The sequence below is a fragment of the Saccharopolyspora pogona genome, assembly GCF_014697215.1.
In the GTDB taxonomy this organism is placed as follows: Bacteria; Actinomycetota; Actinomycetes; order Mycobacteriales; family Pseudonocardiaceae; genus Saccharopolyspora; species Saccharopolyspora hattusasensis.
In genome coordinates this window covers 9,108,055-9,133,311 of sequence record NZ_CP031142.1, presented here as the reverse complement: position 1 = coordinate 9,133,311, position 25,257 = coordinate 9,108,055, and the positions used below count along the sequence as shown (strand labels likewise).

The 25,257-nt window shown below is 65.2% G+C and carries 16 protein-coding genes and 3 pseudogenes; 7 read left to right on the top strand and 12 right to left on the bottom strand.

Annotated elements, in window-relative coordinates:
* Positions 1-6: 6 nt before the first annotated feature.
* The 5 genes from DL519_RS43120 to DL519_RS43095 form a co-directional block, all read right to left on the bottom strand.
* A complete protein-coding gene (locus tag DL519_RS43120) occupies positions 7-1,848 on the bottom strand; it encodes a coiled-coil domain-containing protein (protein WP_190823500.1) in 1,842 nt (613 codons plus the stop codon).
* Entirely contained in the window at positions 1,842-6,902 is a 5,061-nt protein-coding gene (locus DL519_RS48050) for a hypothetical protein (RefSeq protein WP_223840144.1), read from the bottom strand. The genes DL519_RS43120 and DL519_RS48050 overlap by 7 nt, the downstream gene beginning before the upstream one ends.
* The gene (locus DL519_RS48045; protein WP_223840143.1) at positions 6,899-8,602 is read right to left on the bottom strand and encodes a coiled-coil domain-containing protein; all 1,704 of its coding nucleotides are present in this window, start codon (positions 8,600-8,602) and stop codon (positions 6,899-6,901) included. The genes DL519_RS48050 and DL519_RS48045 overlap by 4 nt, the downstream gene beginning before the upstream one ends.
* A gap of 26 nt (positions 8,603-8,628) precedes the next feature.
* Positions 8,629-14,520 carry a WXG100-like domain-containing protein gene (locus DL519_RS48040; RefSeq protein ID WP_223840142.1) on the bottom strand — a complete coding sequence of 1,964 codons (5,892 nt, stop codon included), beginning with the start codon at positions 14,518-14,520 and terminating at the stop codon, positions 8,629-8,631.
* Positions 14,521-14,960: 440 nt separating this feature from the next.
* Positions 14,961-15,263, bottom strand: coding sequence for a hypothetical protein (locus tag DL519_RS43095; RefSeq protein ID WP_223840141.1), 303 nt, complete (start codon positions 15,261-15,263; stop codon positions 14,961-14,963).
* A gap of 462 nt (positions 15,264-15,725) precedes the next feature.
* On the opposite strand from DL519_RS43095, the gene DL519_RS43090 reads away from it, so the two are divergent.
* The 7 genes and pseudogenes from DL519_RS43090 to DL519_RS43070 all read left to right on the top strand — a co-directional run bounded on the left by DL519_RS43090 (position 15,726) and on the right by DL519_RS43070 (position 19,278).
* Complete coding sequence (locus DL519_RS43090; RefSeq protein WP_190823498.1) at positions 15,726-15,866, top strand: hypothetical protein; 141 nt, start codon at positions 15,726-15,728, stop codon at positions 15,864-15,866.
* A 756-nt stretch (positions 15,867-16,622) separates the two neighbouring features.
* Positions 16,623-16,840: pseudogene (locus tag DL519_RS50655) on the top strand (reverse transcriptase N-terminal domain-containing protein); the annotation flags it as partial.
* A gap of 161 nt (positions 16,841-17,001) precedes the next feature.
* Positions 17,002-17,241 (top strand): annotated as a pseudogene (locus DL519_RS50650) (group II intron maturase-specific domain-containing protein); the annotation flags it as partial.
* Between the two features lie 38 nt (positions 17,242-17,279).
* Positions 17,280-17,798, top strand: a complete 519-nt coding sequence (locus DL519_RS48025; protein WP_223840490.1) for a hypothetical protein — start codon at positions 17,280-17,282, stop codon at positions 17,796-17,798.
* A gap of 49 nt (positions 17,799-17,847) precedes the next feature.
* Positions 17,848-17,892, top strand: a pseudogene (locus DL519_RS50645) (hypothetical protein); the annotation flags it as partial.
* Positions 17,893-17,915: 23 nt separating this feature from the next.
* Positions 17,916-18,797 (top strand): IS630 family transposase, encoded by an 882-nt coding sequence (locus tag DL519_RS43075; protein ID WP_190823496.1) that lies wholly within the window; start codon positions 17,916-17,918, stop codon positions 18,795-18,797.
* A gap of 76 nt (positions 18,798-18,873) precedes the next feature.
* Positions 18,874-19,278 carry a hypothetical protein gene (locus DL519_RS43070; RefSeq protein WP_190823495.1) on the top strand — a complete coding sequence of 135 codons (405 nt, stop codon included), beginning with the start codon at positions 18,874-18,876 and terminating at the stop codon, positions 19,276-19,278.
* Between the two features lie 470 nt (positions 19,279-19,748).
* Here the strand turns inward: DL519_RS43070 and DL519_RS43065 are convergent, their stop codons facing one another.
* The 7 genes from DL519_RS43065 to DL519_RS43035 all read right to left on the bottom strand — a co-directional run bounded on the left by DL519_RS43065 (position 19,749) and on the right by DL519_RS43035 (position 25,174).
* Complete coding sequence (locus tag DL519_RS43065; RefSeq protein WP_190823494.1) at positions 19,749-19,985, bottom strand: hypothetical protein; 237 nt, start codon at positions 19,983-19,985, stop codon at positions 19,749-19,751.
* Between the two features lie 28 nt (positions 19,986-20,013).
* Complete coding sequence (locus DL519_RS43060) at positions 20,014-20,352, bottom strand: MazG nucleotide pyrophosphohydrolase domain-containing protein (RefSeq protein ID WP_190823493.1); 339 nt, start codon at positions 20,350-20,352, stop codon at positions 20,014-20,016.
* Between the two features lie 69 nt (positions 20,353-20,421).
* The gene (locus DL519_RS43055; RefSeq protein WP_223840140.1) at positions 20,422-21,327 is read right to left on the bottom strand and encodes a citrate:proton symporter; all 906 of its coding nucleotides are present in this window, start codon (positions 21,325-21,327) and stop codon (positions 20,422-20,424) included.
* Between the two features lie 136 nt (positions 21,328-21,463).
* Positions 21,464-21,799, bottom strand: a complete 336-nt coding sequence (locus tag DL519_RS43050) for a MazG nucleotide pyrophosphohydrolase domain-containing protein (RefSeq protein WP_190823492.1) — start codon at positions 21,797-21,799, stop codon at positions 21,464-21,466.
* A gap of 97 nt (positions 21,800-21,896) precedes the next feature.
* On the bottom strand, positions 21,897-22,964 hold the full coding sequence (locus DL519_RS43045; RefSeq protein ID WP_190823491.1) for a DNA glycosylase AlkZ-like family protein: 1,068 nt from the start codon (positions 22,962-22,964) through the stop codon (positions 21,897-21,899).
* Between the two features lie 180 nt (positions 22,965-23,144).
* Complete coding sequence (locus DL519_RS43040) at positions 23,145-24,455, bottom strand: B12-binding domain-containing radical SAM protein (protein ID WP_190823490.1); 1,311 nt, start codon at positions 24,453-24,455, stop codon at positions 23,145-23,147.
* A gap of 2 nt (positions 24,456-24,457) precedes the next feature.
* Positions 24,458-25,174, bottom strand: coding sequence for a cytidylate kinase family protein (locus DL519_RS43035; RefSeq protein WP_190823489.1), 717 nt, complete (start codon positions 25,172-25,174; stop codon positions 24,458-24,460).
* Positions 25,175-25,257 lie beyond the last annotated feature (83 nt).

Here is a 25,257-nt window from a genome sequence, read left to right as displayed (position 1 = left end):
ACCCACTTACCCCTCGAGGTCTCCCGCAGGCAGCCCGTCAGGCCCTTCGGCCCCAAACAACCCAACGGAATCCTCCCAGTCGTGGTAGTCGGGGAGGAAACCGGCGAAATCATCGCCCCCGGCAACCGGCCCAGCACCGCCGGCACCCGCAGCATCGTCCCCGGCATCCTGTCCCAGGAACGCGGTCAACTCGGTCGCGACAAACTCCTCATAAGCACTCTCGCCCAGCATCACCCCAGCATCCGCGGCACCCTGGGGCACCTGCACCCCATCTAAATCCGCCATCGTCCGAGCAAGCCACGCATCCAGATCGACGTCAGCCGACCGCACGTCCCGGTCGTCCTGATCAGCCCCAGTCCACTCCGATACCCCCTCCGGCCCCGCAATCCGCTCAACCCGCCCCGCCACCGCTGCCCCACTCACCCCACTCACCCCGGTCTCCATCACCTCCCGGTCCTTCTTCTTCCGCCCCCGCCCCACCACCTTCAACCGCAGCGCCGCCAACTCCGCCGCCTGCTCCTCAGTCAGCTGCCCCCGCCCCGCCAACTCCTCCAACTCCGCAACCCGGGCGGCTTCGGCCTTTCTCCCCTGGTAATACTTCGCGCTATTTGCCTTCTCTTGCTGCTTCTGTTGCGCCGCCTTCGGCCGGAGCGCCGCCAGCTCCGCCGCCTGCTCCTCAGTCAGCGGCCCCCGCCCCGCCAACTCCTCCAACTCCGCAACATGGGTGGCGGCAGCCTTTACCGCCTGGCGATACTTCGCGTTCTCTTCCTTCTTTTGCTGCTTCTGTTGCGCCGCCTTCGGCTGGAGCGCCGCCAGCTCCCTCTCCTGTTCCTCAGTCAGCTGCCCCCGCCCCTCCAACTCCTCCAACTCCGCAACCCGGGCAACTTCGGCCCTTCTCCCCTGGTACCGCCTCGCGTTACTTACCTTCTCTTGCTGCTTCCGCCCCGCCACCTTCGGCCGCAGCTCCGCCAGCTCCGCCGCCAGCTCCCCCCGCCCCTCCAGCTGCCCCCGCCCCTCCAACTCCTCCAACTCCGCAACCCGGGCGGCTTCGGCCCTTCTCGCCCAGCGAGACTTCGCGTCTGTTTCCTTCTTTTTCTGTTTCCGCGCCGCCTTCGGCTGGAGCGCCGCCAGCTCCGCCTCCTGTTCCTCAGTCAGCGGCCCCCGCCCCTTCAACTCCTCCAGCTCCGCAACCCGGGCGGCGGCAGCCATTATCGCCTGGTAATCCTTCGCGTCTGTTTCCTTCTTTTTCTGTTTCCGCGCCGCCTTCGGCTGGAGCGCCGCCAGCTCCGCCTCCAGCTCCTCAGTCAGCTGCCCCCGCCCCTCCAACTCCTCCAACTCCTCCAACTCCTCCAACTCCGCAACACGATCGGCGGCAGCCGTTATCGCCTGGCGATACTTCGCGTTCTTTGCCCTGTTTTGCTGCTTCCGCTGCGCCACCTTCGGCTGGAGCGCCGCCAGCTCCGCCTCCTGCCCCTCAGTCAGCTGCCCCCGCCCCTCCAACTCCTCCAACTCCGCAACCCGGGCGGCTTCGGCCCTTCTCCCCTGGTTCCGCTTCGCGCTCTTTGCCTTCTCTTGCTGCTTCCGCTGCGCCACCTTCGGCTGGAGCGCCGCCAGCTCCGCCTCCTGCCCCTCAGTCAGCTGCCCCCGCCCCTCCAACTTCTCCAACTCCGCAGCCCGGGCGGCTTCGGCCTTTTTCGCCTGGCGATACTTCGCGTTCTTTGCCCTGTCTTTCTGTTTCCGCTGCGCACTCCGCTCGTCCTGTTGTGTTGCCTGATCGGTCGGGGTGAGTACCTCACTCTCGCCATCCCCCGGACTCCCGGGATCAATCCCAGCAGCGGCTGCTACCACCTTCCGCCGCTTGGCCCCCGCGAACTCTCACCGGCCTGCCCCCGCGGACTCTCATCGGCCTTCCCCCGCGTCCTCTTCGTGCCTTTCGGGCCGGTTTTCCCGGCCACCGGCCCAGACGCACCGGGCTGGTGCTTCGGACCTGTCACCTCGGTGGGCAGCCCAGACCTCCAGCCCTGGCCGCGCAACTGGGAACCACCAGGCGGCAACATTATCTCCCGATCCGGTTCCGCCTCCGGCACCGGAATCACCCACATCCCGGACACGGCAGAAACATCGGCTTTCTCGGCTTCCTCGCCCCGCTGCGGATCCCACAACACGACAACATCGTGCCCATCATGGTCTTTGCTGTCGGTATGCACCGCATTGATCACATGCGCGCTACCGTCGGCTCGCTGGTAAATCACCGGCACAGCCACACCCACCGGTCCGCTGCGCACATACCACTGCGCCCCGGCAACACCCTCCACCCACCAAGCCTGCCGGCCGAACGCCACCTCCAACGCAGCCGGATCCCGATCACCAGCCGGCCCCGCCACGAACTGCCGACCGAACTTCACAGAATTATGGAACGCCACACACGCCTCCAGGCAATTCACCTGAAAACGCTCATCACCGGAAAAATAATTGGCCTGGTTCACCCCCCGCACAAACCGATACCCAAACCCCACCGCCACACCCACCGCATCCGGCCACACCGCATCCACCGGAAACGGCTCACCGAAAGGCAGCCCGTCAGGCCCTTCGACCCCAGACAACCCAACGGAGCCCTCCCAGCCGTGGTACCCACCAAGGAAATCGGCGAAATCATCGCTCCCGGCGACCGCCCCGGCACCTCCGGCATCCGCATCGTCCCCGGCATCCTGTCCCAGGAACGCGGTCAACTCGGTCGCGACAACGTCCCCGAAAACACCCTCCCCCAGCATCACCCCAGCACCTCCCGCACCCGCATCCCCCGACACAGCTGAATCCGCCACCGCCTGATCAAGCCACGCACCGAGATCGAAGTCAGCCAACCACGCGTCCCGGTCGCCCTGATCAGCCCCAGTCCACTCCGATACCCCCTCCGGCCCCGCACTCCACTCAACCCGCCCCGCCACCGCGGCCCCGCTCACCCCACTCACCCCGGTCTCCATCACCTCCCGATCCGTCTTCTTCCGCCCCCACCCCGCCACCTTCGGCCGGAGCGCCGCCAGCTCCGCCTCCTGCCCCTCAGTCAGCTGCCCCCGCCCCGCCAACTCCTCCAACACCGCAACCCGATCGGCTTCGGCCTTTATCGCCTGGCGATACTTCGCGTTCTTTGCCTTCTGTTGCTGCTTCTGTTGCGCCACCTTCGGCTGGAGCGCCGCCAGCTCCGCCTCCTGCTCCTCAGTCAGCTGCCCCCGCCCCTTCAACTCCTCCAACACCACAACCCGATCGGCAGCAGCCTTTACCGCCTGGCGATACTTCGCGTTCTTTGCCTTCTGTTGCTGTTTCCGCGCCGCCTTCGGCTGGAGCGCCGCCAGCTCCGCCGCCTGTTCCTCAGTCAGCGGCCCCCGCCCCTCCAACTCCTCCAACACCACAACCCGATCGGCAGCAGCCTTTACCGCCTGGTACTCCGTCGCGTTCTTTTCCCTCTTTTTCTGCTTCTGTTGCGCCACCTTCGGCTGGAGCGCCGCCAGCTCCGCCTCCTGCTCCTCAGTCAGCTGCCCCCGCCCCGCCAACTCCTCCAACACCACAACCCGATCGGCTTCGGCCTTTCTCGCCTGGCGATACTTCGCGCTCTTTGCCTTCTTTTGCTGTTTCCGCTCCGCCTTCGGCCGGAGCGCCGCCAGCTCCGCCTCCTGCTCCTCAGTCAGCTGCCCCCGCCCCGCCAACTCCTCCAACACCACAACCCGATCGGCAGCAGCCTTTACCGCCTGGCGATACTTCGCGCTATATGCCTTCTGTTGCTGTTTCCGCGCCGCCTTCGGCTGGAGCGCCGCCGGCTCCGCCTCCTGCACCTCGGTCAGCGGCCCCCGCCCCTCCAACTCCTCCAACACCACAACCCGATCGGCGGCAGCCTTTCTCGCCTGGCGATACTTCGCGTTTGCCCTGTTTTGCTGTTTCTGCTGCGTACTCCGCTCGTCCTGTTGTGTTGCCTGATCGGTCGGGGTGAGTATCTCACTCTCGCCATTGCCCGGACTCCCGGGATCAATCCCAGCTGCGGCTGCTTCCACCTTCCGCTGCTTGGCCCCTCGCGCACTCTCGCCGGCCTGCCCCCGCGCACTCTCATCAGCTTTCCCCCGCGTCCTCTCATCGGCCTGTCCCCGCGTCCTCTTCGTGCCCTTCGGGCCGGTTTTCCCGGCCACCGGCCCAGACCCGCCGGGCTGGTGCTTCGGACCTGTCACCTCGGTGGGCAGCGCAGATCCCCAGCCCTGGCTGCGCAACTGGGAACCACCAGGTGGCAACATTATCTCCCGGTCCGGTTCCGCCTCCGGCACCGGAATCACCCACATCCCGGTCACGGCAGAAACATCGGCTTTCTCGGCTTCCTCGCCCCGCTGCGGATCCCACAACACGACAACATCGTGCCCATCATGGTCTTTGCTGTCGGTATGCACCGCATTGATCACATGCGCGCTACCGTCGGCTCGCTGGTAAATCACCGGCACAGCCACACCCACCGGTCCGCTGCGCACATACCACTGCGCCCCGGCCACACCCTCCACCCGCCAGGCCTGCCGGCCGAACGCCACCTCCAACGCAGCCGGATCCCGATCATCAGCCGGCCCCGCCACGAACTGCCGACCGAACTTCAGAGAATTATGGAACGCCACACACGCCTCCAGGCAATTCACCTGGAAACGCTCATCACCGGAAAAATAATTGGCCTGGTTCACCCCCCGCACAAACCGATACCCAGACCCCACCGCCACACCCACCGCATCCGGCCACACCGCATCCACCGGAAACGGCTCACCGAAAGACCCCCCGTCAGGCCAGTCGACCCCAGACAACCCAACGGGGCCCTCCCAGTCGTGGTAGTCGGGGAGGAAACCGGCGAAATCATCGCCCCCGGCGACCGCCCCGGCACCTCCGGCATCCGCATCGTCCCCGGCGTCCTGTCCCAGGAACGCGGTCAACTCGGTCGCGACAAACTCCTCATAAGCACCCTCGCCCAGCATCACCCCAGCACCTCCCGCACCCGCATCCCGCGACACTGCTGAATCCGCCACCGCCTGATCAAGCCACGCACCGAGATCGAAGTCGGCCAACCACGCGTCCTGGTCGTCCTGATCGGCCCCAGTCCACTCCGATACCCCCTCCGGCCCCGCACTCCGCTCAACCCGCCCCGCCACCGCGGCCCCACTCACCCTGGTCTCCATCGCCTCCCGGTCCTTCTTCTTCTGCCCCCGCCCCGCCACCTTCGGCCGGAGCGCCGCCAGCTCCGCCGCCTGTTCCTCAGTCAGCTGTCCCCGCCCCTGCAACTTCTCCAACTCCGCAACCCGGGCGGCTTCGGCCTTTCTCGCCTGGCGATACTTCGCGTCACTTTCCCTCTTTTGCTGCTTCTGTTGCGCCGCCTTCGGCTGGAGCGCCGCCAGCTCCGCCTCCTGCCCCTCAGTCAGCTGCCCCCGCCCCTCCAACTCCTCCAACTCCGCAACCCGGGCGGCAGCAGCCTTTCTCGCCTGGTATCGCTTCGCGCTCTTTGCCTTCTCTTGCTGCTTCCGCTCCGCCTTCGGCCGGAGCGCCGCCAGCTCCGCCTCCTGCCCCTCAGTCAGCGGCGCCCGCCCCTCCAACTCCTCCAACACCGCAACCCGATCGGCGGCAGTCTTTATCGCCTGGCGATGCTTCGCGTTCTTTGCCGTCATTTGCTGCTTCTGTTGCGCCACCTTCGGCTGGAGCGCCGCCAGCTCCGCCTCCTGCTCCTCAGTCAGCGGCCCCCGCCCCGCCAACTCCTCCAACACCACAACCCGATCGGCAGCAGCCTTTACCGCCTGGTACTCCGTCGCGTTCTTTTCCCTCTTTTTCTGCTTCTGTTGCGCCACCTTCGGCTGGAGCGCCGCCAGCTCCGCCTCCTGCTCCTCAGTCAGCGGCCCCCGCCCCGCCAACTCCTCCAACACCACAACCCGGGCGGCGGCAGCCTTTATCGCCTGGTACTGCTTCGCGTTATTTGCCTTCTCTTGCTGCTTCCGCTGCGCCACCTTCGGCTGGAGCGCCGTCAGCTCCGCCTCCTGCGCCTCAGTCAGCTGCCCCCGCCCCGCCAACTCCTCCAACTCCGCAACCCGGGCGGCGGCAGCCTTTCTCGCCTGGTACTGCTTCGCGTTCTTTGCCCTGTCTTTCTGTTTCCGCTGCGCACTCCGCTCGTCCTGTTGTGTTGCCTGATCGGTCGGGGTGAGTACCTCACTCTCGCCATCCCCCGGACTCCCGGGATCAATCCCAGCAGCGGCTGCTACCACCTTCCGCCGCTTGGCCCCCCGCGAACTCTCACCGGCTTGCCCCCGCGCACTCTCATCGGCCTTCCCCCGTGTCCTCTTCGTGCCTTTCGGGCCGGTTTTCCCGGCTACCGGCCCAGACGCACCGGGCTGGTGCTTCGGACCTGTCACCTCGGTGGGCAGCCCAGACCTCCAGCCCTGGCTGCGCAACTGGGAACCACCAGGTGGCAACATTATCTCCCGATCCGGTTCCGCCTCCGGCACCGGAATCACCCACATCCCGGTCACGGCAGAAACATCGGCTTTCTCGGCTTCCTCGCCCCGCTGCGGATCCCACAACACGACAACATCGTGCCCATCATGGTCTTTGCTGTCGGTATGCACCGCATTGATCACATGCGCGCTACCGTCGGCTCGCTGGTAAATCACCGGCACAGCCACACCCACCGGTCCGCTGCGCACATACCACTGCGCCCCGGCAACACCCTCCACCCACCAAGCCTGCCGGCCGAACGCCACCTCCAACGCAGCCGGATCCCGATCATCAGCCGGCCCCGCCACGAACTGCCGACCGAACTTCAGAGAATTATGGAACGCCACACACGCCTCCAGGCAATTCACCTGAAAACGCTCATCACCGGAAAGATAATTGGGCTGGTTCACCCCCGCACAAACCGATACCCAAACCCCACCGCCACACCCACCGCATCCGGCCACACCGCATTCGGCGACACCGCATCCACCGGAAACGGCTCACCGAAAGACCCCCCGTCAGGCCAGTCGACCCCAGACAACCCAACGAGACCCTCCCAGTCGTGGTAGTCGGGGAGGAAACCGGCGAAATCATCGCCCCCGGCAACCGCCCCGGCACCTCCGGCACCCGCATCGTCCCCGGCATCCTGTCCCAGGAACGCGGTCAACTCGGTCGCGACAAACTCCTCATAAGCACCCTCGCCCAGCATCACCCCAGCACCTCCCGCACCCGCATCCCCCGACACTGCTGAATCCGCCACCGCCTGATCAAGCCACGCACCGAGATCGAAGTCAGCCAACCACGCGTCCCGGTCGCCCTGATCAGCCCCAGTCCACTCCGATACCCCCTCCGGCCCCGCACTCCACTCAACCCGCCCCGCCACCCCGGCCCCGCTCACCCCGGTCTCCATCACCTCCCGGTCCTTCTTCTTCCGCCCCCGCCCCGCCACCTTCAACCGCAGCGCCCCCAGCTCCGCCGCCTGTTCCTCAGTCAGCTGCCCCCGCCCCTGCAACTCCTCCAACACCGCAACCCGATCGACGGCAGCCTTTAACCCCTGGTAATACTTCGCGCTATATGCCTTCTGTTGCTGCTTCTGTTGCGCCACCTTCGACTGGAGCGCCGCCAGCTCCGCCTCCTGCACCTCAGTCAGCTGCCCCCGCCCCTGCAACTCCTCCAACACCGCAACCCGATCGACGGCAGCCTTTAACCCCTGGTAATACTTCGCGCTATATGCCTTCTGTTGCTGCTTCTGTTGCGCCACCTTCGGCCGGAGCGCCGCCAGCTCCGCCTCCTGCCCCTCAGTCAGCGGCCCCCGCCCCGCCAACTCCTCCAACACCGCAACCCGATCGACGGCAGCCTTTAACCCCTGGTAATACTTCGCGCTATATGCCTTCTGTTGCTGCTTCTGTTGCGCCACCTTCGACTGGAGCGCCGCCAGCTCCGCCTCCTGCACCTCAGTCAGCTGCCCCCGCCCCTGCAACTCCTCCAACACCGCAACCCGATCGACGGCAGCCTTTAACCCCTGGTAATACTTCGCGCTATATGCCTTCTGTTGCTGCTTCTGTTGCGCCACCTTCGGCCGGAGCGCCGCCAGCTCCGCCTCCTGCCCCTCAGTCAGCGGCCCCCGCCCCGCCAACTCCTCCAACACCGCAACCCGATCGACGGCAGCCTTTAACCCCTGGTAATCCTTCGCCTTCTTTGCCTTCTGTTGCTGTTTCCGCTCCGCCTTCGGCTGGAGCGCCGCCAGCTCCGCCTCCTGCTCCTCAGTCAGCTGCCCCCGCCCCTGCAACTCCTCCAACACCGCAACCCGATCGACGGCAGCCTTTAACCCCTGGTAATACTTCGCGCTATATGCCTTCTGTTGCTGCTTCTGTTGCGCCACCTTCGGCTGGAGCGCCGCCAGCTCCGCCTCCTGCCCCTCAGTCAGCGGCCCCCGCTCCTGCAACTTCTCCAACTCCGCAACCCGGGCGGCGGCAGCCTTTATCGCCTGGTACCGCTTCGCGTTCTTTGCCGTCTTTTGCTGCTTCTGTTGCGCCGTCTTCGGCTGGAGCGCCGCCAGCTCCGTCTCCTGCGCCTCGGTCAGCTGCCCCCGCCCCTTCAACTTCTCCAACTCCGCAACCCGGGCGGCGGCAGCCTTTAACCCCTGGCGATACTTCGCGCTATTTGCCCTGTTTTGCTGTTTCCGCTGCGCACTCCGCTCGTCCTGTTGTGTTGCCTGATCGGTCGGGGTGAGTACCTCACTCTCGCCATTGCCCGGACTCCCGGGATCAATCCCAGCTGCGGCTGCTCCCACCTTCCGCCGCTTGGCCCCCGCGCACTCTCACCGGCTTGCCCCCGCGTCCTCTCATCGGCCTTCCCCCGTGTCCTCTTCGTGCCTTTCGGGCCGGTTTTCCCGGCTACCGGCCCAGATACACCGGGCTGGTGCTTCGGACCTGTCACCTCGGTGGGCAGCCCAGACCTCCAGCCCTGGCTGCGCAACGGGGAACCACCAGGCGGCAACGTTATCTCCCGATCCGGTTCCGTCTCCGGTACCGGAATCACCCACATCCCGGACACGGCAGAAACATCGGCTTTCTCGGCTTCCTCGCCCCGCTGCGGATCCCACAACACGACAACATCGTGCCCATCATGGTCTTTGCTGTCGGTATGCACCGCATTGATCACATGCGCGCTACCGTCGGCTCGCTGGTAAATCACCGGCACAGCCACACCCACCGGTCCGCTGCGCACATACCACTGCGCCCCGGCAACACCCTCCACCCACCAAGCCTGCCGGCCGAACGCCACCTCCAACGCAGCCGGATCCCGATCACCAGCCGGCCCCGCCACGAACTGCCGACCGAACTTCAAAGAATTATGGAACGCCACACACGCCTCCAGGCAATTCACCCGAAAACGCTCATCACCGGAAAAATAATTGGCCTGGTTCACCCCCCGCACAAACCGATACCCAAACCCCACCGCCACACCCACCGCACCCGACCACACCGCATTCGGCCACACCGCATCCACCGGAAACGGCTCACCGAAAGGCGGCCCGTCAGGCCCTTCGACCCCAGACAACCCAACGAGACCCTCCCAGTCGTGGTAGTCGGGGAGGAAACCGGCGAAATCATCCCCCCCGGCGACCGCCCCGGCACCTCCCGCATCCGCATCGTCCCCGGCATCCTGTCCCAGGAACGCGGTCAACTCGGTCGCGACAACGTCCCCGAAAGCACCCTCGCCCAGCATCACCCCAGCACCTCCCGCACCCGCATCCCCCGACACTGCTGAATCCGCCACCGCCTGATCAAGCCACGCCCCGAGATCGAAGTCAGCCAACCACGCGTCCCGGTCGTCCTGATCAGCCCCAGTCCACTCCGATACCCCCTCCGGCCCCGCACTCCACTCAACCCGCCCCGCCACCCCGGCCCCACTCACCCCGGTCTCCATCACCTCCCGGTCCTTCTTCTTCCGCCCCCGCCCCGCCACCTTCAACCGCAGCGCCCCCAGCTCCCTCTCCTGTTCCTCAGTCAGCTGCCCCCGCCCCTCCAACTTCTCCAACTCCGCAACATGGGCGGCGGCAGCCTTTCTCGCCTGGTACTGCTTCGCGTCCCTTTCCGTCATTTGCTGTTTCCGCGCCGCCTTCGGCTGGAGCGCCGCCAGCTCCGTCTCCTGCTCGTCGGTCAGCTGCCCCCGCCCCGCCAACTCCTCCAACTCCGCAACACGATCGGCGGCAGCCTTTAACCCCTGGTAATACTTCGCGTCCCTTTCCGTCTTTTGCTGTTTCCGCGCCGCCTTCGGCTGGAGCGCCGCCAGCTCCGCCTCCTGCTCCTCAGTCAGCTGCCCCCGCCCCGCCAACTCCTCCAACTCCGCAACACGATCGGCGGCAGCCTTTATCGCCTGGTGATACTTCGCGTTCTTTGCCTTCTTTTGCTGCTTCTGTTGCGCCGCCTTCGGCTGGAGCGCCGCCAGCTCCGCCTCCTGCTCCTCAGTCAGCTGCCCCCGCCCCGCCAACTCCTCCAACACCACAACCCGGGCAGCTTCGGCCCTTCTCGCCTGGCGATACTTCGCGTTCTTTGCCCTGTCTTTCTGTTTCCGCTGCGCACTCCGCTCGTCCTGTTGTGTTGCCTGATCGGTCGGGGTGAGTACCTCACTCTCGCCATCCCCCGGACTCCCGGGATCAATCCCAGCAGCGGCTGCTACCACCTTCCGCCGCTTGGCCCCCCGCGAACTCTCACCGGCCTTCCCCCGCGCACTCTCATCGGCCTGCCCCCGCGTCCTCTTCGTGCCTTTCGGGCCGGTTTTCCCGGCCACCGGCCCAGACGCACCGGGCTGGTGCTTCGGACCTGTCACCTCGGTGGGCAGCCCAGACCTCCAGCCCTGGCCGCGCAACTGGGAACCACCAGGCGGCAACATTATCTCCCGATCCGGTTCCGCCTCCGGCACCGGAATCACCCACATCCCGGACACGGCAGAAACATCGGCTTTCTCGGCTTCCTCGCCCCGCTGCGGATCCCACAACACGACAACATCGTGCCCATCATGGTCTTTGCTGTCGGTATGCACCGCATTGATCACATGCGCGCTACCGTCGGCTCGCTGGTAAATCACCGGCACAGCCACACCCACCGGTCCGCTGCGCACATACCACTGCGCCCCGGCAACACCCTCCACCCACCAAGCCTGCCGGCCGAACGCCACCTCCAACGCAGCCGGATCCCGATCACCAGCCGGCCCCGCCACGAACTGCCGACCGAACTTCACAGAATTATGGAACGCCACACACGCCTCCAGGCAATTCACCTGAAAACGCTCATCACCGGAAAAATAATTGGCCTGGTTCACCCCCCGCACAAACCGATACCCAAACCCCACCGCCACACCCACCGCACCCGACCACACCGCATCCGGCGACACCGCATCCTCCGGAAACAGCTCACCGAAAGACTTCCCGTCAGACAACCCGAGGGAACCCACCGCATAGTCGTCGCTGTACCCACCAAGGAAACCGGAATCGTCTCCCCCGGTGACCGCCCTGGTGTCTTCCTGTGGCCTGATCGGAGCCGGCACGCTGGGGACCTCGCAGGCTTCCCGGGAAGCCTGTGAGGTCGTGTTCGAGGAATCCGTTGCGGTGGAGGCGGTCTCCTCGGCCCGCCTGCCATCGGGCCAGGACAGGCGCCGTCGTGTGCCGTGTCGCTTCCGGCGTTGCTCCTGGATCGTTTCCGGTACCGGTTTCACCGGGTCGCGCCGCAGGTCCTCGCGGGTCCGCCGATGGCCGTTCGGGCTGACCGCGGGTTCCGCCGGGTCGCGGGGGAGGGGGACCGGTTGGATCCAGATCTCCGCCCGTGTCGGTCCTTCGGTGTGCGGGAACTGCGGTGGTGCGGTCAGCCCGATGTCGTCGGCCCCGAAACGGGCGTCGCTGGGGAGGTCCTGGTGCGCACGGTCAAGCGTGTCGTGCGGGTCGTGTGCGGCGGGGGAGAAATCGTGCCCGGGTTGTGCTGTGTGATCGGCTTTTCTGCCGGGATCGCCGTGCACGACGTAGCGGCCGCGGGACTCACCGGTGTCCGACCCCGGATCGTCAGCGGACTGCGACAGCATGTCCCTACCCGGCTGCGGCCCGGCCCCGGCGTGGATGCCGGGCCCGGTGCCTTGGGTATCCAGGCTGTCTGCCGGCGCCTGGGGAAACTCCACCACCTGGTCCTGGTGATCCCGGCCGAGTTCGTGGTGCTCGGCCGCGACCAGCGCCGGCCTCTCCTCCAGCGACACCGCAGCATCCCCGCGAGCCAACCCCGGGATGTCACGGGTGTCCTGCACGATCCGCTGCACCGCCGGCTCATCATCGCCAGAGCCCTCCGGCTTCCTCGCCCGGTCGATCTCCCTGCGCACATCCGGACGCGACCCCTGCCGCACCGGCGGTCTTCCCGACGCTGCCGTGCCGGCCGGAGCAGCCGCCGGGGAGCCCGGTGCTCCGGCCGGCACCGGAGCACCGGGCCCGGCCACCGGTCTGGGAGCAGAGCCGTCGGCGGCGAATACCGTCCGCTGTGGCCCGCGCCCGCCCTGCCCTGGTGTCATCGCGACAACATCACGCCCCACCTCGCGTGCCAGAGCCCAACCCTGAGCCGGCGACACCACCACACCCGCATCCGAATTGCCTGGGGACACCAGCAGCACAGGCCCGCCCGTGGAATCGGTGACACCGCCCCGCACGAACTCCACCAACCCGCCACCAGCAACCACATCCGCGGGCACCGGCACCCGCACCGTGTTCACCGGCAGACCCGCAAGTGGTGCCGTCACCGGGTCCTGCCGCGGAGACGGCAACGGCACCGCCTGCGGGCCTGCCGCCGGCAACGTCGCCGAATCCGGCGACACCGCAACCTCACCCCCACGATGCCAATCCCCGCCTCCCGCGACCGAGTCCACACCAGAAGACCCGCCCTGGCCCGTCCGGTCATCCACCGAGGACTCACGCCCCGGGGACACCGCTTCGCCGTTGAGATCCGCTACCCGCCCAGACCCGGATCCGGGTATGACAGTGTCCCGTAGCGCGGCATCCGAGGACACACCAGAAACGTGCGGGATACCCGCCGTTGACCTCTCCCCCGTTGAATCCTGCGTCTGCGATGCCAACACATCCAGCATCCGGTTCCCGGACACACCAGAAACGTCCACACCAGACACGCCATACACACCGGCCACGACCTGATCGCCACCGGCAACCGGACCGTACCGCGGCGGCGGCACCGGCCTGGCCGAACCGAAATCCGGTGTCGCATCGGAATACGCCGGTGGTGGTGTGCCCGGCCGGTCCGAGGCATCGGAGGCATCGGAGGGGGTGGACGCGTCGGTCTTGTCCGGGGAGCCAGGGCTGTTCCCTGTCTGCGACCCGGACCCTATCCCCAGCAGCGGGGTCTTCTCCTCATCAAACCCACCACCCTCGGTGGTGGCGCCCTCACGCCGGCTGGTGTCGTCGAGGTATGGGCTGGGGCCATCCGGGTGCAGCTTGCCCCGCAACGCCAAACCCGCCAGATTGCCCACACCCCCGGCCACCGACTCCGATCCACCCGCCGACAACGCGTACAGATTCCACGTCACCGGCAAGCCCATCGCCGCCTGATACGCCACCTCCCCCAACAACTCCGATAACGCGTTCTCCAACGCCTCCCCCACGCCATGCCCGAACCGTGCCCACCACATGCCCCGCACCGTCATCCCCGCATAAACATCCAGATGCTCCCCCACCACATCCGCGAAGCGCGCCATCGCCGACACCGGATACAACTCCGCATGCTCGGCCACCGCCCTCTTCACCGCCGCCTCCAGAATCGCCTCGTCCACCTCATCGCCCAGTCCCCGCACCAGCACCTTCATCAACGCGTTACTGACCAGACCGCCTACCGCCGACAACGGCAGCGACACCAACGCCGAAAACGCCCCCGTCCCCGCCGCCTGCCCGCTGAGCTTCCCATCCCATTTGTCACTGGAGTTCTCACCCAGCATCTGCAACTGGGCCTGCAGATCCGGCAGCACGTTGAACCCCACACCACCGGCGGCCGCCATCGCCAACCGCATGAACAACTGGCCCCACCACCGCGACAACAACATCCGCATCACCGCCATCCGCGCCGCCAGCCACGCCATCGACGCGCCACCGGTCGCGCCCGCCATCGCCACCGCCCACGCCATCTCCACCAGCAGCAACTGCAAACCATAAATCGTCATCAACTTCACATACCGCACCTGCTGCGACAGGTCCCGCACGAACACCGCCAACTCCCGCAACGCCTCCTCACCCGCGGACAACAACCCATCAAAGCCCTCCAACCCCCCCGCGAACCGGTCCGCCGCCTTCCCCGAAAACTCCGTCCGCACCTTCCCCACCAACTCCGCCACGAACGCCCCCATCTCCCCCACCTCCACCGCACCCGACTCCAACGCATCCGCCACCGCGAACAACACACCCTCATCCGCATCCGTCATATCCTCACCCGTCAACACCTGAAAAAGCCGCCTCACCTCCTCCGGCACCATGATCGACGAAAACATCACACCCACCCGACCCCAACGCCACCACAACCCGAAACAGCACCACCAGACACCGAAATCAGGCCTTCCACCCCGCTGGATGCCCGCACCGTGACCCACCAGCGCGGTAACACACACAAACCCAGTGGCCGGGTAGCCTCAACCACCCGGCACCCGCACCACAACACCCCACCCACAATCAATGATCTCCCGGTGACAGGACGTGTCGTTGCGCATGGTTCGTACTGCGGGCCCCACGATTGCCGGGTGCCGAAGATTTCACAGTCGACGAGCAACCAGGCCCACGAGAGCAGAACCGATACAGCTGGACGGGATTTCCAGGCTTTACAGGAACACCGGTCACCGGCCGCGGAAATAATCGACCGCGGCCGGCGGCAGGTCGATACGGCCATCGCATCGGGCATCTGGCAGCAGCCCGCATCAAAGCGGCACCGGGCGTCTCACTCATCACCCCACGTCTCCCGGCCGGCGTAGAACAGCCCTGTGCCCTGTGCCCTGTGCCCTGTGCCGTGGCCGTGGCCGTGGCCGTGGCCGTGGCCGTGGCCGTGGATCACGACGACTCCACCGCGGTACGACAGATCGTCAAGGACGGTCTTGACCGATGTCCGCGTCAGGCAAAGCCCGGATGCGTAACCGCGCTCGTCGGGATGGCCGGCGAACAACCTTGAGATGACCCGATCCCCCACCGCGCCATCGCGAACTCGTTCCACACGGAACAAGCACCCTTCCAGAAGCTTGCGCAACCAACAGACCTGCCGCGAGAGGAAAACCGCTATGACCCGGTCATTCTTCCGACCCAAGCTGATCATCCGCCCATCCCACTGTCCGACCGAAACAATAATTCCAGCATGACGGCGCAACAAGAGGCACGAACATGAACAACGGCCACGACTGCCCGAAAACCGGCGGCCACTGCCCCAAAGTCCGCGACGACAGGCACATTTCTCGACACACTCACATGCCGACACCCTAACCCGAAACAGATCGACAACTGCTTCGCCACTACCCGAAAGACCCACCGACATTGCCCGGCAGACCACCAACCCACCATCGCATATCACTTTGGGGAGACCCGGCAGGTGCCCCTGCCGATAACCTCATCCGCCCCGGCGAAAAGCGGCAGGCACGACATACGAGTAGGTCGAGCGCAAGTCACTCGAGCAAACACGCCCACCCCGGCACACACCACCCCACGATGACCGACCATGCTGCTGCAACCGGCCTACCTCGGTGTGACCAACGCATCCGCCATACCGCACCCGCCGCCCACGAACAACCAGGACAACGACGTCGAGATCCTCACCCCGCACCACCAGATCACACTGCTGAAGCGGCAAACTCGGTAAGACAAGAGTGCGCTTCCCTCTTTGTCAGGATGAGATGAGACACCTGGTGTGAGTGTCGGGTATCAGAGCGAGGGCGGGATCGGAGATCCTGATAGACGTGTCCACTTCATCCGACAGGCCCGGCCAGCCCGCTCAGCAGCCTGATCCTGCCGCACGGCCATCGCGGCGGGTGTTCAGCCCGGAGTACAAGCTGGCGATCGTCGCCGAGTATGAGAACGCCCCGAACGGTGAGAGAGGCGCGATCCTCCGCCGGGAGGGCTTGGGCTGCGGTTCCGGGGTGAATAGGGATTGGCCGATGGAAGGCGGCAGGCGGCGGACAAGACGATGGCCAGCGAACACCGCTGTCCCCGGGGTAGCGAGAGCGTCCAACCCGGTCCGGGTCTCATACGTGCGGAACGTGTAAACCCTGCCAGGGTCCGCGTCACGTGGGCGGGTATGCGCATGTGGGGCGGTAGGCCGACAGTAAAGGGGGCGGAATCCCGCCTGGCAGGACAGGGTGTCCAAGAAGCGAACGCCGGCGGCCGAAAGGCAGCAGGAAACCACAGGCCGCAACACCGGGAACTCCTCCCGGATCGCCGGTGGACAACTGGTCGGATACCGGGCCTGATGCCCGGCCCTGAAAGGGGTCCTGACGTGGACAGGTGAGCCTTTGATTCGAAGCAGACGCAAACGCCAGAACTGAGGGGCAAGTTGGACACTTCGGCGAACGGACCCGAGGACCCAAGCCTGGTTTTCGACGGTGCCGCCTGGGATGAGGTGGACTGGCGAGACCATAAGGAACGGGTACGGCGGCTGCGGTGCAGGATTTTCAAGGCGGTCAAGGACGGGGACCTGGCCCCGGGCAGGAACCTGCAAAGTTGTTTCTGCGGTCCTGGTCGAACACCCTAATCAGCGTACGGCAGGTCACGCAACGCAACACGGGCCGCAAGACCGCGGGGATCGATGGACTGGTCGCGCTGACCAGCCAGGCACGTGTCGAAGTGGCGGTGCAGGTGCACGCCACCCGAAGCTCGTGGCAACCCCTCGCGGCCCGGCGCGTGTACATCCCGAAAGCCAGTGACAAGACCAAAATGCGCCCGCTCGGCATACCAGTGATCATGGAGGCTTGGCCTTCAACGAGGCCAAGACCCGGATCGTGCGCCTCGATGGTGAGGGGTTCGAGCTTCTGGGGTTTCATCTGCGTCGCTACCCCAACGGCAAGCTGTCGATCAAACCGAGTGTCACGGCCATCAAGAGGTTCCGGAAACGGCTGGCCCCGGAGTTCCGTGCACTACGCGGGACCAACGTCGCGGCTGTCCTGGCGAAGATCACCCCGATCGTTCGGGGCTGGGTCGCCTACTACCGCACCGTGGTGTCGACCAGGGTGTTCCAAGCCCTGACCGACTACCTGTGGAAACTCACGTACAAGTGGGCGTGCTGGAGCCACCCAACAAGCCGAAACGCTGGATCACCCAGCGGTACTACGGAAAGTTCAACAAGTTCAGGAACGACCAGTGGGTCTTCGGCGACCGGGACACCGGCGCCTACCTACCAAAACCGTCCTGGACTGACATCGTGCGGCACACCCTGATCAAGGGCGGAGCGTCTCCCGACGACCCGGATCTGGCCGAATATTGGGCGCAGCGTCGCCGGAAGGTCACACCCCCACTGGATGCCTACACCGAGCGCCCGCTGTCCAAGCAGGACGGGCAGTGCACCCTGTGCGGGGAAAACCTGCTCATCCCCGACCAGCCACCCCAGTCGCCCGAGGGCTGGGAATGGTGGCTCCTGTCGGTGACGAAGAAAGCGATCAAAGCGGATTACCTGGTCCACCAACACGCACCCAACGCGCCGCACGCTGACCGAACACACCTCGTACACGCCACTTGCAGCCGCACGGGCGCACATACCCGGGCGGTGAAAGAAAACACCGTGCTGCAACCAACCACCTGAGGCTCAGGAGGATCTGCGGCGCAGGGTGGTCGCGGCTGTCCATGGTGGGATGCCCCAGGTCGAGGCGGCGCGGGTGTTCGCGGTGGCCCCACAGTCGGTGTCCAGATGGATGCGGGCGTGGCAAAACGCGGCTCGAAGGGTCTTGCCACGCGTCGCCGAGGTCGCAAGCCCGGCGAGCAGAAAGCGTTGAGTGCCCGCCGGCAGCGCAAGCTGCGGTATGCGGTGGCCGAGCACACCCCAGCGGCGTTCGGGCTGACCGGCCTGGTGTGGACCCGCAAGACGGTGGCCGAGCTGATCCGGGTACGGCACGGCATCGTGTTGAGCCTGCGCACCGTCGGCAACTACCTACGCTCCTGGGGTCTGTCACCGCAGAAACCGATCCGCAGGGCCTACGAGCAGGACCCCGAATCCGTACGCCGATGGCTGGAAGCCGACTACCCGGCCATCGCCGCCCGCGCCCGCCGCGAGGGCGCCGTGGTGCTGTGGCTGGACCAGACCGGGATCCGCTCCGACGCCGCCGTCGGCGCCACCTGGGCACCGGTGGGCAAGACCCCGGTGGTCGGCAAGACGGGTAAACGGTTCAGCGTGAACGCCATGTGCGCGATCGGTAACAAGGGCGAACTGTACTTCACCGTCTACACCGGCTCGTTCAACGCCGGCGTGTTCCTGCCGTTCCTGGACCGTCTGGTCGGCCACCTGGACCGCAAGGTCCACCTGATCGTCGACGGTCACCCTGTCCACCGCCGCAAGACCGTCCGGCAATGGATCGCCAACCACACCAAGGCGATCGAGATGGACTTCCTGCCCGGATACAGCCCCGAGCTCAACCCGGACGAGATCCTGAACGCCAACCTCAAACGGACCGTATCTACCGGCACAGCACCGAGATCCCGGGACGAGTTGGAACGAGCGGTCCGCTCCTTCCTCCACCGACTCCAGAAGTTGCCTGACCGAGTTCGCTCCTACTTCGGCAAACCCGAAGTCCGCTACGCCGCCTGACATCACATGTTTGCCATCCGGATCAATAAATCCGTTTCAACATGCAGGGAGACCACATAGGAAGGGATGGCCCCGTATGGCAACTGCGTCCGCACTCGATCTCGAGGTCCGTGCGTACCTGGAAGTCGCACCGCCGGAAGTGCTGCGTTGTCGGCGGTGGAACCACGTCTGGGACCCGACCCACGATGGATTCCTCGGACGCAACAAGGGCCAGATCGACGAGTGCTGGTGCACCGAGCTGGAGTGCATGCGTTGCCACTCCGGGGCGGTCGATCGCTTTGAGCCGTGGACGATGGTCAAGGTCGGCGAACGTGAATACGACTACGTGGACGGCTATCTTCAGGAGGGCGTGGCGGTCACGAAGCAAGACGTGCGCCAATTCCTTGCTGAGCAACAGATGGGCAGGCGTCGGGCAGTTGTCCGAGGTGTTCGCCGTCGGCGCCAACCTGGAAGGTGGACGCCCATGTTCGCGCCGCCCTGATCAAGAGCGCCGTCCACAGCGCCGCCCCGAACGGCGCCCCGAAAGCGAGTGCGGGTAGACCACCCAGCCGCCGCCCAAGGTTTGCCAAGAATCGGCCACCATGCTCAGCTGTTAAGCGTGGTGGCCGATTCGTTATGATCGCGTTCTACGCCGCGAAACCGTTGCGGCGCAGGGATTTCGGCACCCCCGGGGTCCAGTGGCAGAAAAATATCACAACTACGGCATTGCGGAAGGCGACGAATTCTGCATCTGAACAACCACTCCCGCCCTTCCAGCGAACCGAGGCGGAGCAGTCGGCGATTTCGACCTGGACGTGGCGGTAGATCGCGCCACGAACCCGGGGCACTGGATGTCTACTGTGTACTCAATCCGGCCATCACCCCGGACCGGCAAAGTGTCACCCTGCCACCCGATCCCCGGCGCTCAGAACGCCCGCCAGGGCTTCAGCGGGTGATGGCGTGTTCGGTGAACTACTCGCAGGAGCGGAAGCCCAGGCGGTGGTAGACGGGTTCACGGTCCGCCACGGTCGCGCCCTTCATGCGCCGGTGCAGGTGGCACGCGTTTTCGGCCAGGTTCTGCTCCATCCTGACCAGCAGGTCGCTCTCACCGGAGCCGGGATTCGCCATCGGTCGCATGATGTTCGATCCCATCACGCATGCGGCGGGCGGCGCATGTCGTTTTGTGTCCTCCGGCTGGTGGTGCTGCACGTGATCATCCGCGAAACGAGATCCACCTTCAGGACTCAGGACGCTCCCCCGCCGGCCACCAAGTCCGCTCCTCGTTCAGCGATTCCTTCTCCCCGAACGCTTCTTCGAGATCGACGCCCTGGCGATTCGCGATCGCCCGGACGTAGATCGCGATGTCGACGAGTTCCTCGGCCACGGTCCCGGTGATCGACCGGTGATCGACCGGGAGGTCGGCTTGCTTTCGGATCGCTTTGAACAACTCAGCCACCTCCTCGCCCAGTCGCGCCTGCTCCGAAACAGTGCTCTGGGTGAACCCGCGCTCGGCCTCCATCTCGGCCACGTAGCGCTGCAGTTCGGAGAGCGTCACGCCGGTCCGCAGCGGCAGCATCCTGGCGGTCCTCCTGCTCGCCTTGTGAGTGCGGCAGATTTTCGATCCTGCCGCACCCCCCGGCGTTGCCTAGTGGATCGCGACGAGGCCGAGGCCGAAGCCGGCGGCGATGACCACGGCACAGACCACGAGGGCCCACTTGATCGCGAAGCGGTGGTGGTCGCCCAGGTCGACCTTCGCCAGACCGATCAGGACGTACATCGCCGGCACCAGCGGGCTGAGCATGTGGATGGGCTGACCGAGCAAGGAGGCTCGGGCGATCTCCACCGCACCGATGCCGTGCTGGGCACCCGCCTCCGCCAGGATCGGCATGACACCGAAGTAGAAGGCGTCGTTGCTCATGAAGAACGTGAACGGCACGCTCAGCACCGCGACGATGATGCTGAAGAACGGGAACAGCGCGTCCGGCATCGCGGTGAGCAGGTAATGCGCCATCTGCTCGATCATCCCGGTGCCCGAGAGCACGCCGGTGAACACCGCCGCCGCGAACACCATCGCGACGACCGCGACCACGCTGTCCGCGTGCGAGGCGATGCGGGCGCGCTGCTGCTCCAGCCGCGGGTAGTTGACGATCAGCGCGAGCCCGCAGCCGATCATGAACAGCACCGCGATCGGCAGGACACCGATGACCAGCGCGGTGAGCAGCGCGATCGTCAGCCCGGCGTTGAACCAGATCAGCTTCGGGCGCAACGACTCCCGGTCGGGGGCGAGAACGTCGAAGTCGGCCGAGCCGCCGCCGAAGTCGCTGGGGCCGCCCGCTCCTAGATCGGGTTCGTCCTCGTCGCCTCGCTGCTCGACCGCAACCTCGTCGACCAGTACGGCCAGCGCGCCCTCGCCGTCGCCCGCTCCGTGGCCGCTGACAGCGAGTCGCTGTGCTGGCCCTTCACGAAGACGGGACCCTGCTGGGTGTCCAGGACGGTCGCGATCGCGGAGTTCTGGCCGGGGCTGACCGTTGTGGCGGACCGTACGGTCCAAGCAGGGCGTCGACGGCGTTACGTACTGCGGGTGGGAGTTGATCCCAGTCGATACGCGGGATGGACATCAGCGGATCTTTCTCGCAGTCGGGGCGGTGCTGACGCAGGTCAACAGCAGCCGGGTGCCCCGTACAGGATCATGGCGTAGCGCTGTCCACTGTCCAGACTCGCGTTTCGTTGAGGAGTTCCTTGCTCCGCAGCGCATCTTCAAGGCTGACGCCCTCGCGGTTGGCGATCGCGCACAGGTAGATCAGGACATCGGCCAACTCCTCGCCAACGGTGCCGGTGATCGAGTCGTGGTCGATCGGTAGGCGTTCCCGCTTGCGGATGGCCTTGAACAGCTCGCCGACCTCTTCTCCGAGCTTGAGCGATTGCTCCAGCACAGTGCTATCGGAGAACCCTCGCTCGTCCTCCATCTCGGCCACATAGCGCTGAAGGTCGGCGAGCGTCGCGCCGGAACGGAGCGGCAGCATCCTGCTGGTCCTCCTGGAACTCGGTGGGCGGTTGAGGCACTGTATCCGCCCCGCTGACTGACGCGCGGTCGTGGTACCTGGTCTTGACACAACGTGGTCACAACAGCGCCAACTGGTCTTCTGCGGCATAGCGCGGCGTGCTGGACCATCCCAGCCGGAGAGCTTCGCTCAAGGTCGCGGCGTGGGTTCCTACGGCCTTCCGCAGCTTCGTGGTGCTACGGCCCCGCGCGAGGGAGTACACCACGCGCTTGCTGGCTCCTTGCCACGACCACGTGCCGATGACCTGGCCGTCCCAGATGATTGTGGGAAGCACCTCGCCGATCTGGTTGAACGCCTGCCGGGGAGGCAGCGAACTGAGATAGCGGCTCCTGGTCTCGAAATAGGCTTTGAGCGCCACGTCCTCGTGGGCCAAGAAGTTGAGACCGGAGGAGCGTTGCTCGGGCGCGCTAGCCTGGAATTCCTCCCACCGCTGCCGGTACATGAACATCGGCGACGGGCTCCACGGCGCGAGCACGCGAACCCATTCGCCACGTGATTCAGTCATCGCGGCGAGGATCGCGGTCCGGCTGAGTCCTGACCACCACATCGCGTCCTTGAGTGTGGCCGGGCCGTAGCGATCGAAGTAGGTGGCGATCAGTTCCCCGGTCGCGGTTCCCCGATCGGGCTTCATGTCGAGTCCGGGATGTTGCCTTGCGGTCACTGCGAACGTGCGGTGTTCCCTGTTCCAGCATCCGGACGAGTTGACGTAGGTGAGGATTCCGCGCTCCCACGCCAGCTTGAGTGCCAGCCGGACGGCGACGACAGGTCGGCGGGAGGTCACCAGACGAGTCTCGATGGCTCGGTGGTGCAGCGCGCCGTATTCGAGCAGGAGGTCCGTGGTGGCGTCGATGGTGGCGCTGATCGCGGACATGGGCAGGCTGGCGTTGGTAATGGCGCGTTGAGCGTCACGCTCGCGGAAGTGAAGCGTGGCTCCGTGCGCGGCAACAGCGAGTGGCAGCGGAAGCGTGTGCAGCGTCTTCCGCATACAGCGCAAGGTAATGACGTCGGACTGGGTCTCCGGCGCGAACAAGGTAGTGGCTACCTGTGGCGTTGTTCCACGCGCCAGCGCGGTCGCGTACGGCGAGGGTAACCGGGCAGCGTGGAGGCCGAGAGAGGCGTCGCTCATGTCCACGATGGACGGAAATTTCGTGCCGGTGGAGAGACCTTGCCGAGACAGAAGCCAATTCCACAGGAGTGCGGCCTCAGAGTTGTCGAGGTCGCACTCCTGCGTTGTCACCAGCATTGTGGGTGGCATGAATCGGACACTATCACGCGATGAATGTCACGATAATGGAACGACACTGACTTAGCCCTGGCTGTTCCAGTTGGCTTCCACGAATTCCCTGAGACGAGCGTAGGATTCGTTGGTTTCTTTCCATTGCTCGTCGGTTCCCCACCAATGCTGATCGTTGTGGTGGATATGAAATTTCGACCAGTCGTCATCCCAGTCGGACTGAAGGTGGGTTCCCTTCACGGAATAGACGTCGGCTTGATCGTAGACCTGGGTGCCGGGCAATGGGACGAAGCGGAACAGCGATACGCGGGAGAGGTCCGAACCGAGTTCGCTCAGCAGCGAGATCGTGTCGTCGGTGGTCTCATTATTCTCACCTGGGAAGCCGTGGATGACGAAGACCTTGGCCTCGATCCCGGCATCGACGGTGGCGCGGATAGCACGAGTGATCTGCTGACGTTTCGTGTTTTTGCGCATGGCCTTCAGTAGTGGCTCACTGCCAGATTCCATGCCGTACTTGACCTCGATGCAACCGGACGTGGCCATCTTCCCCAGCAGGGTTTCGTCGATCGTATCTACGCGAGACAGCGCCGACCACTTAAGGTTCAGGTCGGTGATCTTCTCGCAGATGTCGCCCACCTTGTTCTTATTGACAATGAAGTTGTCGTCAACGATGGCGAAGCCGTCGATGTCATAGGAGTCGATGAGGTGCGTCAGCTCGCGGCGAGCACTCTGCCCACTGCGGTACTGGACTCGGGTTTGTCCGGCAGCGCAGAAGCTACAGGGGAACGGGCAGCCCCGCGAGAACATGACGTGTGCCATGCGGTAGTTCCGCCCGGCCAGCCGATCGGAGATCACGAAGTCCTCGGTCGGCAGCAGGTGACGCGCAGGCAAGGGGAGCTGGTCGATATCGCGCAGCAGAGGCCGGGAGGTCTCGCGTTTCAACTCGCCGTTGTCGTACCACCAGGCTCCGGCGACACCACCGAAGCGTTTGCTGTCCGCGCGGTCGAGAATCTCCAGTATCGATTCCTCCGACTCTCCATCGGTGGCGACGTGCGCCCTGAAATCGCGAATACTATCGCGCGGGTAGAAGTTGCAATGAACGCCGCCAACCATTACCAGCGCATCATCGCGAATGGTCGCCAATTTTCGAGCCTGGAGCATGATGCCGTATGTGGCGGAGCTGGCAAGACTAAAGCCTACAGCGTCGAATTCTGGCAGATTAAGGCTGTCTGAATATGGAGTAACCTTCTCGATGGCGACAGCATGCCCAGCCTGTTCAATGACGGCAGCAAGATACAGAACGCCGAAGGGCGGAAACTCCTTCCGATGCTCTTTGAAGCGCGCCATGTCGTACACTTCTGGATAAAGAAGGGCAACCTTCATGACTACTCATCACCCCGTATTCTTCGGACATGCACCAAACATCTTTTCTGATCATTCGTCCAATCGAGGGTCACTGATGCGAGTTGATCCTGTAGGTCGTGGATGAGAGCTTTGGCGACCGCCGTTACGACGGGTTCGAATGCAGTGATACCAGTATCGGCCGCCCGTCTTGTTGGTCGTCGAATGAGATGCGTGTTGTCGAGGATCGCATCGAAAACGTCCCGGTCACGGAACAGATCGAATCGGTGGTCGCGGAGAAAAAGCTCGCGTGTGGACACGTCTTTCTCTTCGATGATCCGCAGGCAACTGTCGAGATCGTGTTCCGGGGATTCCCCCTGGGAGACGAAGCACTTCCACGTCCGCGACATGACATCCGACTCGAACCACAATCGGATCATCGGCGCGTGGCAGGTCCAGGGGATCGCCCAACTGTCGAGGACCAAGCCATCTTCTTCCGTAGCCAGCTTGATCAGCCGCCGGTCCAGCTCGGCATCCACGTCGCCAACTGCTCGGGCCTTCCGGATGCGCTCCTGGTGGTCGAACCACGCTCGACCGGTATCGGACTCGATCCCGAGCAGGTCCAGCAGGATCTCCGTCGCTGATACGTACTGGTACCCGAATGCGTGGGCGAGAAGCCGTGCGTGCGTGGTCTTCCCGGCCGCGGTCAAGCCCGACACCGCGATATTCGGACGCCGTTTGGCTTCCGCCCGTGTCGACATCGCTCTGTTTCTCCTTGTGTATTCAGATTTCCGATCGGCCGTAACGGCGACGCTGGCCGGAACTAGAGTTTGAGCAGCGCATG